Source organism: Streptomyces sp. NPDC005151 (assembly GCF_053599875.1).
Genome location: NZ_JBSFYR010000010.1, coordinates 26,654 through 38,465, shown reverse-complemented (window position 1 = coordinate 38,465; position 11,812 = coordinate 26,654). Strand labels below are relative to the sequence as shown.

Below are 11,812 nucleotides of genomic sequence, written 5' to 3'. Positions count from 1 at the left end.
GTTCACGCGGTGGCGACCTGGCGGCGCCACCGCGTGAACTGCGCCTCCGCGTCCCCGGTGTAGGACCACGGCACCCGCACCGCCCGCCCGTCCAGCAGCCGGAACGCGTCCGCGGCCTCCGCGGGCCGCCCCGCGTAACAGGCCGCGTGCACGAGGTAGTTCAGTTCGCCGACCTCCTCCGGGGGCACCGGCCCCGCCGTGCGCATCCCGAGCCACCGCTCCCAGGTGCGGCACACCTCGGTCACCGCCAGCTCGTGGTTCCAGTGCTGCTGCCCGGTGCGCGGCGCCACGACGGGCCGCCCGTGCGTGGCATCGGAGACGTACCGGTACTCCTCGACCCTGGCGATCTGCACCAGCACCGGAAGCGACGAACCGGGCGGTGCCGCGCCCGCCGCGTCGCGCGCGAAGTCGTACATGGTGCCGTGGGTGCCGTGCCAGCGCGCCGAGTAGTAGCGCAGCAGCTGCGTGTGCCCCTCCATGTGGTGGGGGTCGCGGCGCAGCAGTTCGTCCCACCACTTCGTGATCCGGCACCGGGTTCCGTCCTCGTACAGCCGCGCCACGGTCAGCAGCGACGCCCACGGCATCGGGTCGGACGGGCAGGCCTCGGCGGCCCGCAGGCAGCAGCGGACGGCCCGGTCCACCCGGTCCTGGTCGACGGCGATGCCGCGGCCCGCCATGACGGCCCGCCCGAAGAGCCGTACGACGTCGGTCGCCGCCTTCAGTACGTGTGCGTCGGCGTTCTTCGGTTCGGCGGCGAGCCAGGTCTCCACGGTGGAGCTGCCCGCGGCGGCGTGGGCGAGCAGCCGGGTCCGGTGGGTGCGCAGCGCCCACGCGTTGCCAGTGGCGTGCAGCAGATCGCGTACGCCCTGCCAGCGGCCGATGACGATGTCCTGGCGGGCCGCGGTGAGCGACCGGTCGCCGAAATCCGGGTCGAAGTGCACGGGTGGGGGGGTGCGGCGTCGGCGTACAGCCATGCTCGGAGGGTCGTCTCCTCTCGGGGCTGGTGGGGGCGGAGGGGCCGGGGATCAGAAGTCGGTGACGATCGTGGCGGAATCGGTGCAACCGGACGAATCCTCGGTCTGCACGGTCCGCGAAGCATCGAGCTTTGCCGGACGGTAGTACGAGCTGCCGCGCCGCCGGTACCAGAACATCGGGACGATACCCACGGCAAGACCGCCGAGGCCGAGCGCGAGCGCCGTTCTGCTGAAGTCGCCGAGCGCCTCGAAGAAGATCCAGAACATGAAGAGCGAGCCGGCCAGCGGCCAGAGCCCGCCGAGGACGAAGTCCGGGACCGAGCGGAGGAGCAGTTTGCGGTACGCGACGACGGCGGCCAGCCCCGCGAGCCCGTAGTACACGGCGATCTGCAGCCCGATGGCCTGCACGGCCACACCCAGGATCCGTTGCACGCGGCCGAGGGCGAGCGAGGCGAGGATCAGGACGAGGGCGACCCCGCCCACGGCCGCGACAGCCACCCACGGCGTGTTCCAGCTGCGGTGCACCCGGCCGAACGCGGCGGGCATCGTGCGGTCGCGGCCCATCGCGAACAGGGAGCGCGTGACCTGGATGAGCGTGGTCTGCAGGGTCGCGACGGTGGACAGCATCACCGCCACCACCAGAAGTTTTCCGCCGACGCCGGGCCACACCTTCTCCCCGAGCACGGTCAGTACGTTGGCGCTGTGCTGCTGGATGTCGTCGACGGAGAGGATCACGTTCACCGCGATCGCGAACACTTCGACGAGCGCGAAGACGGTGAGCACGCCGACGATCCCGGCCAGCCCCGCGGTGCGGCGGCTGTCGCGGGTCTCCTCGCTGAGGTTGCCGGTGACGTCCCAGCCCCAGTAGTAGAACGCGGCGATCAGCGCGCCGGAGGCGAAGCCGGAGACCCCGTCGAAGTGCCCGAAGCCGAGCCAGGACCATTCGAAGGCCTGTGCGGCACCGGCCCCGGTGTCCGTGGAGCCGCGGACCAGCGCGACGACCGCGAAGAGCAGCAGGATCGCCAGCTCGACCCCGGAGATGAGCAGCTGGGTTCGGGCACTGAGCCGGGCCCCGCCGAGCACGACGAGCAGCATCAGCAGGAACCAGCCCGCCCCGATGAGGGTGGCGAGTGTCGTGTTGTCGGCGGAGCGCGAGTCGATGACGGTCAGCGTCATCGTCCCTGCGGGCAGCGATCCGGCGACCATGAACAGGGTCGCCGCGACGACCAGCGCCCAGCCGCTGAGGAAACCGAGGAAGGGGTGCAGGGTCCTGCCGACCCAGGAGTAGCCGGCGCCCGCGTTGACGTCGATCCGGCCGAGCTGCCGGTAGGCGAGGGCGATGCCGAGCATCGGTATCGCGCAGTACAGCAGGGCGGCTGGCCCGGCGAGACCGACCGTACCGACGAGCACGGCACTGGTGGCGGCCAGCGAATAGGCGGGGGCGCTGCCCGCGACCGCCATCACGATCGTGTTGAACGTACCGAGGGCATTGGGCTGGAGCCCACGGCCGGGCCGGGCGGGCGTGTTGCGCATCGCTGTTCTCAACTGCTTCCGGAAGTACGGCGTGCCCCGGCGGAGTCCCCGTACATCCTTCAGAGGCACGACATGTGGCGGCATGTCAGAAACAGATCTTCGAAACTCCGAACGGATGCGGTCAGTCCGTTCGGGAAGATCGTCCGCATCGTAGTCCCGTGGTTACAGCTGTGTCGGCTTGGGCGGTAAGAGCGTTACGTGAGTCCCGTACGAGGTTCACAGCTCGGGCGGAAGGCCTACAGTCGGAGACATGGTTTCGGGTGAGGCACCGCAGGCGGAGGGAAGCGTCCGCGTCGACAGCTGGATCTGGTCGGTACGGCTGACCAAGACCCGCTCGCAGGCCGCTGCCGCCTGCCGCGCGGGGCACGTCAAGGTCAACGGGGACCGTGCCAAGCCGGCGCAGACCCTGCATGTGGGGGACGAGGTGCGGCTCCGGCACGCCGGCCGCGACCGGATCGTCGTCGTGTCCAGGATCGTGAAGAAACGGGTCGGCCCGCCGGTGGCGGCGGAGTGCTTCGTCGACAACAGCCCGCCCCCGCCGCCGCGCGAAGCGGTCATCCAGGTGCCGGTCCGCGACCGCGGCACGGGCCGCCCGACCAAGCGCGACCGCCGCGAGATGGAACGCCTGCAGAGCCGCGGCCACGGGGACCGGCCGGCCTGACGGCCCCCCACGACAGGGAGTGGGCTCCCGGCGTCATGCGACTTTGCTTGCGGCGTTGTCGTCGGTCACCGACGCTCCGCGTCGACTCCCTCCTCGACCGCGACGACCAGGGGCCACCAGGCGGCGGCCCGGGTGCCGACCGGGGGCGGTTCCGTCAGGGCGCGCTGGAACTCCGACCGTACGGAGGACAACTCACTGAGGGCGCGACGCTGCCGCAGCAGGTCCCAGCACTGATCGAGTTGGACCTCCACCGTACGCAGGCGGGACTTCTCGTCGGTGGAGAGGCCCATTTCCCGGGTGGAGCGGTCGCGAAGGGTCCGCTCCACGGAGATCAGCCCGCCGATGTCGTCGATGATCTCCTGCTCGTCCATGTCGTCTCCTCCGGAATTTCCGAACGCGGGTCAGAGCACGAACAGGGTCTTGCCGCGGGCGCCGCCCGTGCGGTTCCGGTCGAGCGCCTGCGGGGCCTTCTCCAGCGGGAGTTCGATGTCGATGGGCACCTTGAGCACGCCCTCCAGGGCGCCCGTCGCCAGGACGTCGAGCAGCACGGGTGTCGGCTCCAGGCGGAAGTCGATACCGCTGACACCGGTGGGAAGGGCGGCCCGCCCGGCGACGCCCCGCGTGGAGACGGCCACACCCCCGGCCCGCACCAGCGCCGCATGCGCCACGAAGCCGTCCGGGGTGGTGGACACCAGGTCGACGAGCGCATCGATGCCTTCCGGGCACGCCTCCCGTACCGCCGCTTCGAGCGGACGGGCCGTCGTGTCGATCGTGACCGCGGCGCCGAGCGCCCTCATCCGCCCGCGCTCGTCGCCGCGCACGGCGGCGATGACGCGCAGGTCCCGGGCGGACGCGAGCTGGGTCAGGTAGCTGCCGACGCCGCCCGCCGCCCCGATGATGAGCAGACTCTCGTGGCCGCGGAGCACCGCGGTCTCCAGGAGTTGCGCCGCGGCCATACCGGCGGACGGCAGCGCCGCAGCGGTCCGGAGCGGGAGACCGTCCGGGACCAGGGCGATCGCGGAGTCCTGCGGGACGGACACGTAGTCGCAGTACGTGCCCGGGCCGGCCGGCGATCCGCTCACCCGGCCGAAGACCTCGTCGCCGACCCGGAAGCGGTTCTTGCCGCTGCCGATCATGTCCACCCGGCCCGCGTAGTCCACGCCGACGACCAGCGGGAAAACCGGCTCCGCAGCCCCTTCCGGGGCGTTGTCCGCGATCTGCCAGTCGCACGGGTTGAGCGCGGCGTACGCGATCTTCACCCGCACCTCGCCGGCCCGGGGATCCGGCTTGGGAAGCTCGATCAGTGAAGGATCGGCCCGGAACGCGCTGACGGCTATGGCTCGCATACGGAAGACCTCTCAGTCGACCCTGACGGTCACGCAGTCCTGGACTCCACTCTTGCCCGGCCCGCGCGCCGCCGCACGTCGAACCGGGTGCGGCGCCCGGCGTCTCAGAGCCTGTCGGGTGACCTCTGATCGGGCGGCCACGCCCTGGCACGCACGCTTCCCGCGTTGCCGAAATGCCCTAGTAGCTCCTTCCCCGAGCTCTCAGCTTCGTTCGAGCAGGGGAGACTCCATCCGAAGGCCTTCCGGCGCCTTGGAATCGCACGCACCAGACCGCGTCCGCTTTCCGATCGAAGGTCACCCGACAGGCTCTCAGCCGGCGTGCAGGTCGAGCCCGACGAGGAGCGCCCGGTGGTCGGTGCCGTCGAGGTGCAGGAAGCGGGCGGACCGTACCGAGAAGTCATCGCTGACCAGCACATGGTCGATCTGAGTGCGCAGTGGAGTGGAGCGGTCCACGGGCCAGGAGTACGTAGGAGGCGTTGGCGAGCCGGGCCCGGTCGGGGCGGGCCGGATCACACCCGTACGGCGGATCCCCGCCCCACCCACACCCGCGCGACCACCGCACACAGCGCCACCGCCAGCCCCGTACCGAGGACGATCCACACCGCCGTACGGAGCGAAGCCGTCAGCGCGTCGTACACCGCTGCCGCCGCGTCGTGGTCGCTGCCCGGCACCCCGGCCAGCACCCGGTTCCGGGCAATCGCGATCAGTGCGCGCAGCACCAGCGCACCGAGGGCGAATCCGAGCCCGACGAGCGCCGTGGCCGTCAGTGCGGCGAGGGCGGCGCCCCGGCGTCCCGGCCGGCCGCGCACCGCCGCGACGGCCACGGCCGCGAGAGCGAACAGCACGGTCCCGACGGCGGGCCAGATGCTGCCGGTCCGGAGCAGGCGGAAGGTGTGGCGCAGCTGGTCGGCGCGGTCGGCGGAGATCAGAGTGATCTCGGTGTGCTGGACCGGGATCCGGTCGGCGAGCGGCACCCCGTTGTCCAGCAGATTCTGTTTGACCTGCTCCGACACCGCCGCCAGATCGATGGTCACTGCCTCGCCGGTGTCCCCGTTCAGCGCGGCGGTGACCGCCTTGTGGGCGGTGCGGTTGGCGGCGTCCCAAGCGGTACGGAAGGCATCGGTGGTGGTGAACGACTGCACCGCTTCGTACAGGAAGCCCCGCACGGTGTCCTGGAGCGGCCCGGCGTCGATCTGCTTCATCGCCTCGTCGGTGATCAGACCGGCCACGATGGCCTGCACATCGGGGTCGGAGGCGAGCGGCTCCACCGCGGCGACGTACCGGTCCGTGTTGTCGATCTCCAGATCGACCCAGGCGGCCAGCGCACTCAGCGGGACGAGGACGGCGAGCAGCACAACCAGTACCGTCGACAACGCCACCGAGAGAGAGGTCCGCACCCCTCAAGGGAATCGCGGACGGCAGCGGTGCGCTCCGGGCGGTACCCCATTCGAGTTGCCGGGCCCCACGGCCGGGTGTGCTCTGGAGGGAACGGGGTGACGGAAGGAGCTTTCGGCCATGACGACACACGCTTCGATGCCGACGCGCCGGCGCGCGCGGGCGCGCACCCACCGCCCCAGCACACTCAGCTGGGCCATGCCCGTCGCCCTGGGCGTGATCGGGGGCTGGTGGGCGACGTCGATCGTGCGCGGCGGCGGTGTGCTCACCGGCACGCAGCTCGCGCTCGGTCTGATCACCGGCGCCGTGCTGGCGGCGCTCTGCTACGGCCTCGGCCGGGTACAGAAGCGACTGCCGACGGGAACCAAGGCCACCGCGTACGGCGTGCTGTTCGGCGGTTCGGTCGGGTTCCTGTACAGCCTGTCCGACAAGAGCGTGCTCGCGTCCACCGTCCTGGCCCTGGTGACCGGAGCCGCAATGTGGGTGTGCGCCTTCTACGCGTTCCACGTGACGGAGGACTGACTCCGCGCCCCGTCTCCTCCTTCATCCTTGACCGTCTCCGCGGGGGAAGCCCCGGCATCGGCGGGACCGTCCGGTACGAGGAGGTCAGCGGTGGAACGCGAGGCGCGCACGAATGACGCCGCGGATTCAAGGAGGGGCGGCCCCGAACGGGACCGCCCCTCCTTTTCGTTCGTCGAGTTCACTCGGTCAGTCGCGGACGACCGTCACCGGGCACGGCGCGTGCTGGGTGACGGTCAGGCTGACCGAGCCGAGCAGGGTCGCCTTGAAGCCGCTGTATCCGCGTGCCCCGACGACCAGCAGGTTCGCGCCTTTCGCGCGGTCCAGCAGGGCCTGCGCCGGGTTGCCGATCACCACGATCTTGCTGACCGCGGCCGCGCCCTCGGCGCCGAGGGCCTCCTCCAGCGCCTCGGTGAGCGAGACGATCGCCAGGGCCTGCGGATCGAAGTCCTCCGGCATGCCCGGCATCATGGACGCCCAGCTGGTCGCGGGGTACTCCCAGCTGTTGACGGCCTCCACCGAGTCACCGGTCAGCTCGGCCTGGCGTACGGCCCAGTGCAGCGCCTTGATCGACGACTCGGAGCCGTCCACGCCCACCACGATCCTGCCCATCTCTGCCTCCAGCTCGGTTCAGCTCACATCTGCGTGATACACCTCACGGTGCATCTTTACGGGTAACTGTAATCAAACCGGACGGAAGCTCTCCGGGTGGGTCCACCTCGCTCGGGCAGCGGCAGGTCAGTCCAGCCGCAGGTCGGCGAGTTGCTGCTCGAACGGCACCACCTCGTCGTCGAGCCCCGGTGCCCTGGACGCCCCGGAGACCGCCCGGCCGCCCGCGATCATCCCCGCGAGTTCGCCGCCCGCGCGCCGGATCCGGGACGGCAGCCCCTCGGTGTACTCGTCACCGGACGAGCCCCAGTCCTCCGACGCGGCGTACACGGACGTCGGTACGACGGTGGCTCGCAGGTAGGCGAAGAGGGGCCGCATCGCGTGCTCCAGGACGAGCGAGTGCCGGCCGGTGCCGCCGGTCGCCGCGATGAGGACGGGCTTGCCGGTCAGCGCCGTGTGGTCGATCAGGTCGAAGAACGACTTGAACAGTCCGCTGTACGAGGCGGTGAAGACCGGCGACACGGCTATCAGGCCGTCCGCCGCCGTCACCGCGTCGATCGCCTCGCTCAGCGCCCGCGGCGGGAACCCCGTCACCAGGTGGTTCGCGATGCCGACGGCCAGATCGCGCAGCTCGATCACCCGGACCTCCACCGGCCGGTCCTGCTCGGCGGCCAGCCGCTCCCGGGCGGCGGCCGCCAGCCGGTCGGCCAGCAGCCGGGTCGACGACGGCTGGCTCAGCCCTGCGGACACGGCGACGATCTTCAGAGCCTCGTTCTGCATGGTGGGTCAGATCTCCTTCGTGCGGGCGGCGACGGCCGGGTGGACGGGGGCGGATTCCGGCACTCCGGCCGGCCGCATGTTGGCGAACTCCTTGCGCAGCACCGGGACGACCTCCTCGCCGAGGATGTCGAGCTGCTCCAGGACCGTCTTCAGCGGGAGTCCCGCGTGGTCCATCAGGAAAAGCTGGCGCTGGTAGTCGCCGACGGCGTCACGGAACGACAGGGTCCGTTCGATGACCTCCTGCGGGGAGCCGACGGTCAGCGGCGTCTGCTGCGAGAAGTCCTCCAGGGAGGGCCCGTGCCCGTAGACCGGCGCGTTGTCGAAGTACGGGCGGAACTCCCGTACCGCGTCCTGCGAGTTCTTCCGCATGAACACCTGGCCGCCGAGGCCGACGATGGCCTGCTCGGCGGTGCCGTGCCCGTAGTGCGCGTACCGCTGCCGGTAGAGGTCCACCATCTTCTTGGTGTGCTCGATGGGCCAGAAGATGTTGTTGTGGAAGAACCCGTCGCCGTAGTACGCGGCCTGCTCCGCGATCTCCGGGGAGCGGATGGAACCGTGCCAGACGAACGGCGGGACGCCGTCCAGCGGGCGCGGGGTCGCGGTGAAGGACTGCAGCGGCGTACGGAACTTGCCCTCCCAGTCGACGACGTCCTCACGCCACAGCTTGTGCAGCAGGGCGTAGTTCTCGATGGCGAGCGGGATGCCCTGGCGGATGTCCTTGCCGAACCACGGGTAGACCGGCCCCGTGTTGCCGCGCCCCATCATCAGGTCGACGCGGCCGTCCGCGAGGTGCTGCAGCGTCGCGTAGTCCTCGGCGATCTTCACCGGGTCATTGGTGGTGATCAGCGTCGTGGACGTCGACAGGATCAGGTTCTCGGTGCGGGCGGCGATGTAGCCGAGCGTGGTCGTCGGCGAGGACGGGACGAACGGCGGGTTGTGGTGCTCGCCGGTCGCGAAGACGTCCAGGCCCACTTCCTCGGCCTTCAGGGCGATCGCGAGGGTCGCCTTGATCCGCTCGTGCTCGGTCGGCGTCCTGCCGGTGGTGGGGTCGGTGGTGACGTCTCCGACGGTGAAGATCCCGAACTCCATGGCGCCGCCTCCGTTGGGTAATGGTTGAACCTTGAACTACTTGGTCACACCCTACAACGGGGCACCCCTTCTGCCTATTCCGCCGCCGGAGCGGGGATCCCGGCGGTGCGTACTCTGGACGGCGAGACGGGCGGGGAACGCGCCGGCACGAAGGAGGCAGGGCCCGTGAGCGAGAGCGAGAGCTGGAAGGAGCGCGGCGTCGCGCTGCGCGTCTTCGTCTACGTCTTCGCCACGCATCTCTTCGCGGGCTTCGTCTACCTGCTGTTCTACGTGGGCGGGCACGCCCACAAGTGAGCTGCCCGCAGGGCGGAACGCCGACGGCCGCGAGGGTCCTCGCCGTGATTGAGGCAGGAACCCCCGCCGCCGTGGGCTCGGGATGTGACGGTTCCCCTCGCGACACGCGGGGCGGTGAGCCCGGGAAAAGGCAGCCGGGTCGCCCGGCATGCCCGGCGGGGCCCCGGTTCCCGGAGCGGGTACCGGCCACCGCCCGGCGACACCACACGATCACCAACCCGTATGCCGCCCGGGTGTATTGACCTGCGCCCACAGGGACGGGTCGCGCTGCGACTGCCGCACCGCGTCCAGAACGGTTCAGTCCCGTACGGGAAGCGGTACGGGACAGTCAAGGCCGGGTGTGCGGAGCTTGACCGCGTTACACTCGGCCCATGACCTCCGTACCGTGCCGAAACTGGTGGCGCTCCACTTAGGAGCGGCCGCCTCATCTGCACGGAACCAGGGCCGTTCGATATGGACGGCCCTCTTCTCTGCCCTCGCACGGGTACGGATGCCACTCCCGGCGGGCCGTCCTCCACGCAACCAGCACCCGCGAGGAGAGACCATGACCACCGCTGCCACACCCGTCACGGCACCCGTCATCACCCCCGCCCAGCGCCGCAGTGCCGAGCTGGAGCAGCAGATCCAGCAGGATCCCGGGCGGTTCCGGGTGATGACCGGGGACCGGCCCACCGGGGCGCTGCACCTCGGGCACTACTTCGGGACCCTCCACAACCGTGTCCGGCTCCAGGACCTCGGCGTGGACGTCTTCGTGATCATCGCCGACTACCAGGTGCTCACCGACCGGGACGTCGCCGACCGGCTCAGCGAGCACATGGAGGGGATGCTGCTGGACTACCTGGCCATCGGTATCGACCCGGCCCGCACCACGATCTTCAACCACAGCGCCGTGCCCGCGCTGAACCAGCTGATGCTGCCGTTCCTCAGCCTCGTCTCCGTTGCCGAGCTGAGCCGTAATCCCACGGTCAAGGACGAGATCGCGCACTCCCGGCAGTCCGCCGTCAGCGGGCTGATGTTCACGTATCCCGTGCATCAGGCCGCCGACATCCTGTTCTGCAAGGGCAACCTCGTCCCCGTCGGCCTGGACCAGCTGCCGCACCTCGAAGTGACCCGGAGCGTCGCCCGCCGCTTCAACGAGCGGTACGGGACGGTCTTCCCGGAGCCGGACGCCCTGCTCTCCGCCGCTCCCCTCCTGCTCGGCACCGACGGCGGCAAGATGAGCAAGAGCCGGGGCAACTCGATCGCGCTCGGCGCCACCGCCGACGAGACCGCCCGGCTGATCCGCGGGGCGAAGACGGACACCGACCGGCACATCACGTACGAACCGGAGACCCGGCCCGAAGTGTCGGGGCTCGTACTCCTCGCCGCGCTCTGCCTCGACCGCGACCCGTACGAGGTTGCCGAGGAGATCGGAGACGGCGGTGGCGCCGTGCTCAAGCGGACCGTGACGGACGCCGTCAACGAGCAGCTGGCGCCGGTGCGTGCGCGGCGGGCGGAGTACGCGCAGGACATGGCGTACGTACGGTCGGTCCTGCGGACCGGCAACGAGCGAGCCAATGCCGTCGCCGAGGCCACGCTGGCGGAGGTGCGGGGGGTGATGGGGGGCGTGCTGTAGCGGAATCCGGCCAGGTCGGGGCAGCCAGGTCGGGTCGGGCCGGACCGGGTCGGCTTCGGGCCGGGCGTTCCGTGCCGACACGTCCAGGATCAGTGCCGCGATGTTCCAGGCGTCGTCGGCGCCGCTGTGGTGGCGGCCCTCCAGGGGACGCCCGCCACCGGGCCGCGCGCGGTGCGCCGCGGGACGCAGCCTGTGTCCCCCGGCGAGGGCGGCCGGCCCGTGCAGGGCGCCCCACATCACCTCGGTGAAGGTCTCCGGATCGTCGCCCCGGGCGGTGGCCGGCGGCCCGACCGCCGCGAAGAACTCCCCGAAGGCCGCCTTGAGGCGTCCGACGGCCGCGCCTCGCTTCCACACCCATGCGGCGGAGGCCGGCTGCGCCGGCTTCCGCCGCATGGAGGGCGTCCACGCCTCCGGTGGAAGACATCACACCAGCAGGAGACCGCCGCACCGTTCGGCGCCGTCCTTCATCGCGATCAGATTGGCCTGCACGTAGGAGATGTTGTTCCTGGAGTGCCAGTCGGTCGGGAAGTAGGTGACCAACCGTGAACGCTGGAACCGGGCCCGGATTTCCGGTACGAAGGCGCGGTACTGGTCGTCGGTGTAGTACCAGAACGAGTTCTCGTTGTAATAGGCGACATGTGTCGGGTCCTGGTAGGCGCCCCGGCCGTCGGAGCTGGGGGTCTGGCTGAGGAGCATGCCGCCCGGTGCCAGCAGCCGGTACAGCTCGTTGATCAGTGGAATCTTCGCAGGCACGTGCTCCAGGAAGTCCACCGCCCGGACCAGGCCGACCGAGTCGTCAGGGAGGTCCAGCGGCCCGGGCATCGTCGCGACGATGTCGACGCCGTCCCTCGGGTGCTGGTCCACTCCCAGGTAGCCGGGCGGCTTGCGGTGCGCGGCGCCGAGGTCCAGCGCGAGGAGCCCGCGCCGCTAGAGATCGTGCGGGGCATCGGACCGTCCAGGCCGAATCAGGTGACCGGGGGCGTGAGGGAACCCGCCC

At 70.7% G+C, this 11,812-nt stretch carries 13 protein-coding genes and 1 pseudogene; 4 read left to right on the top strand and 10 right to left on the bottom strand.

The genetic code is table 11. The features are described 5' to 3' along the window. Nucleotides 1-2 precede the first annotated feature (2 nt). Together ACWD6R_RS08400 and ACWD6R_RS08395 are read right to left on the bottom strand one after the other, a co-directional pair. On the bottom strand, nucleotides 3-974 hold the full coding sequence (locus tag ACWD6R_RS08400) for a hypothetical protein (protein ID WP_451817983.1): 972 nt from the start codon (nucleotides 972-974) through the stop codon (nucleotides 3-5). A gap of 51 nt (nucleotides 975-1,025) precedes the next feature. Further along, the gene (locus tag ACWD6R_RS08395; RefSeq protein WP_451817982.1) at nucleotides 1,026-2,507 is read right to left on the bottom strand and encodes an APC family permease; all 1,482 of its coding nucleotides are present in this window, start codon (nucleotides 2,505-2,507) and stop codon (nucleotides 1,026-1,028) included. Nucleotides 2,508-2,757: 250 nt separating this feature from the next. On the opposite strand from ACWD6R_RS08395, the gene ACWD6R_RS08390 reads away from it, so the two are divergent. Then, nucleotides 2,758-3,168: an RNA-binding S4 domain-containing protein gene (locus ACWD6R_RS08390; protein WP_037701878.1), complete on the top strand. Its 411-nt coding sequence runs from the start codon at nucleotides 2,758-2,760 to the stop codon at nucleotides 3,166-3,168. Nucleotides 3,169-3,245: 77 nt separating this feature from the next. Here the strand turns inward: ACWD6R_RS08390 and ACWD6R_RS08385 are convergent. From ACWD6R_RS08385 to ACWD6R_RS08370, 4 genes and pseudogenes are all read right to left on the bottom strand, one after another. After that, nucleotides 3,246-3,539: pseudogene (locus tag ACWD6R_RS08385) on the bottom strand (DUF2630 family protein); the annotation flags it as partial. A 30-nt stretch (nucleotides 3,540-3,569) separates the two neighbouring features. Then, nucleotides 3,570-4,514, bottom strand: a complete 945-nt coding sequence (locus ACWD6R_RS08380) for an NADP-dependent oxidoreductase (RefSeq protein ID WP_451817981.1) — start codon at nucleotides 4,512-4,514, stop codon at nucleotides 3,570-3,572. Between the two features lie 309 nt (nucleotides 4,515-4,823). Beyond that, complete coding sequence (locus ACWD6R_RS08375; protein WP_451817980.1) at nucleotides 4,824-4,967, bottom strand: hypothetical protein; 144 nt, start codon at nucleotides 4,965-4,967, stop codon at nucleotides 4,824-4,826. A gap of 56 nt (nucleotides 4,968-5,023) precedes the next feature. After that, nucleotides 5,024-5,911 (bottom strand): hypothetical protein, encoded by an 888-nt coding sequence (locus tag ACWD6R_RS08370; RefSeq protein ID WP_451817979.1) that lies wholly within the window; start codon nucleotides 5,909-5,911, stop codon nucleotides 5,024-5,026. Between the two features lie 118 nt (nucleotides 5,912-6,029). Here ACWD6R_RS08370 and ACWD6R_RS08365 point away from each other — a divergent pair, with 118 nt between their 5' ends. Further along, nucleotides 6,030-6,431, top strand: a complete 402-nt coding sequence (locus ACWD6R_RS08365) for a hypothetical protein (protein WP_451817978.1) — start codon at nucleotides 6,030-6,032, stop codon at nucleotides 6,429-6,431. A 186-nt stretch (nucleotides 6,432-6,617) separates the two neighbouring features. On the opposite strand, the gene ACWD6R_RS08360 is transcribed toward ACWD6R_RS08365, so the two are convergent. The 3 genes from ACWD6R_RS08360 to ACWD6R_RS08350 all read right to left on the bottom strand — a co-directional run bounded on the left by ACWD6R_RS08360 (nucleotide 6,618) and on the right by ACWD6R_RS08350 (nucleotide 8,906). Further along, the gene (locus ACWD6R_RS08360) at nucleotides 6,618-7,040 is read right to left on the bottom strand and encodes a universal stress protein (RefSeq protein WP_451817977.1); all 423 of its coding nucleotides are present in this window, start codon (nucleotides 7,038-7,040) and stop codon (nucleotides 6,618-6,620) included. Between the two features lie 126 nt (nucleotides 7,041-7,166). After that, nucleotides 7,167-7,817 carry an FMN reductase gene (locus ACWD6R_RS08355; RefSeq protein ID WP_451817976.1) on the bottom strand — a complete coding sequence of 217 codons (651 nt, stop codon included), beginning with the start codon at nucleotides 7,815-7,817 and terminating at the stop codon, nucleotides 7,167-7,169. Nucleotides 7,818-7,823: 6 nt separating this feature from the next. Then, entirely contained in the window at nucleotides 7,824-8,906 is a 1,083-nt protein-coding gene (locus ACWD6R_RS08350; protein WP_266983917.1) for an LLM class flavin-dependent oxidoreductase, read from the bottom strand. Between the two features lie 165 nt (nucleotides 8,907-9,071). Here ACWD6R_RS08350 and ACWD6R_RS08345 point away from each other — a divergent pair, with 165 nt between their 5' ends. Both ACWD6R_RS08345 and trpS read left to right on the top strand, forming a co-directional pair. Then, complete coding sequence (locus ACWD6R_RS08345) at nucleotides 9,072-9,200, top strand: DUF6126 family protein (RefSeq protein WP_451817975.1); 129 nt, start codon at nucleotides 9,072-9,074, stop codon at nucleotides 9,198-9,200. A 544-nt stretch (nucleotides 9,201-9,744) separates the two neighbouring features. After that, the gene (gene trpS / locus ACWD6R_RS08340) at nucleotides 9,745-10,815 is read left to right on the top strand and encodes a tryptophan--tRNA ligase (protein ID WP_451817974.1); all 1,071 of its coding nucleotides are present in this window, start codon (nucleotides 9,745-9,747) and stop codon (nucleotides 10,813-10,815) included. Between the two features lie 423 nt (nucleotides 10,816-11,238). On the opposite strand, the gene ACWD6R_RS08335 is transcribed toward trpS, so the two are convergent. Next, entirely contained in the window at nucleotides 11,239-11,679 is a 441-nt protein-coding gene (locus ACWD6R_RS08335) for a methyltransferase domain-containing protein (protein WP_451817973.1), read from the bottom strand. Between the last annotated feature and the right edge of the window lie 133 nt (nucleotides 11,680-11,812).

Bases quoted from the DNA above. Each gene is read 5' to 3' on its own strand.
- ACWD6R_RS08395 (WP_451817982.1), bottom strand. From the start codon at position 2,507: ATGCGCAACACGCCCGCCCGGCCCGGCCGTGGGCTCCAGCCCAATGCC.
- ACWD6R_RS08390 (WP_037701878.1), top strand. From the start codon at position 2,758: ATGGTTTCGGGTGAGGCACCGCAGGCGGAGGGAAGCGTCCGCGTCGAC.
- ACWD6R_RS08365 (WP_451817978.1), top strand. From the start codon at position 6,030: ATGACGACACACGCTTCGATGCCGACGCGCCGGCGCGCGCGGGCGCGC.
- trpS (WP_451817974.1), top strand. From the start codon at position 9,745: ATGACCACCGCTGCCACACCCGTCACGGCACCCGTCATCACCCCCGCC.
- ACWD6R_RS08380 (WP_451817981.1), bottom strand. From the start codon at position 4,514: ATGCGAGCCATAGCCGTCAGCGCGTTCCGGGCCGATCCTTCACTGATC.
- ACWD6R_RS08355 (WP_451817976.1), bottom strand. From the start codon at position 7,817: ATGCAGAACGAGGCTCTGAAGATCGTCGCCGTGTCCGCAGGGCTGAGC.
- ACWD6R_RS08400 (WP_451817983.1), bottom strand. From the start codon at position 974: ATGGCTGTACGCCGACGCCGCACCCCCCCACCCGTGCACTTCGACCCG.
- ACWD6R_RS08350 (WP_266983917.1), bottom strand. From the start codon at position 8,906: ATGGAGTTCGGGATCTTCACCGTCGGAGACGTCACCACCGACCCCACC.
- ACWD6R_RS08360 (WP_451817977.1), bottom strand. From the start codon at position 7,040: ATGGGCAGGATCGTGGTGGGCGTGGACGGCTCCGAGTCGTCGATCAAG.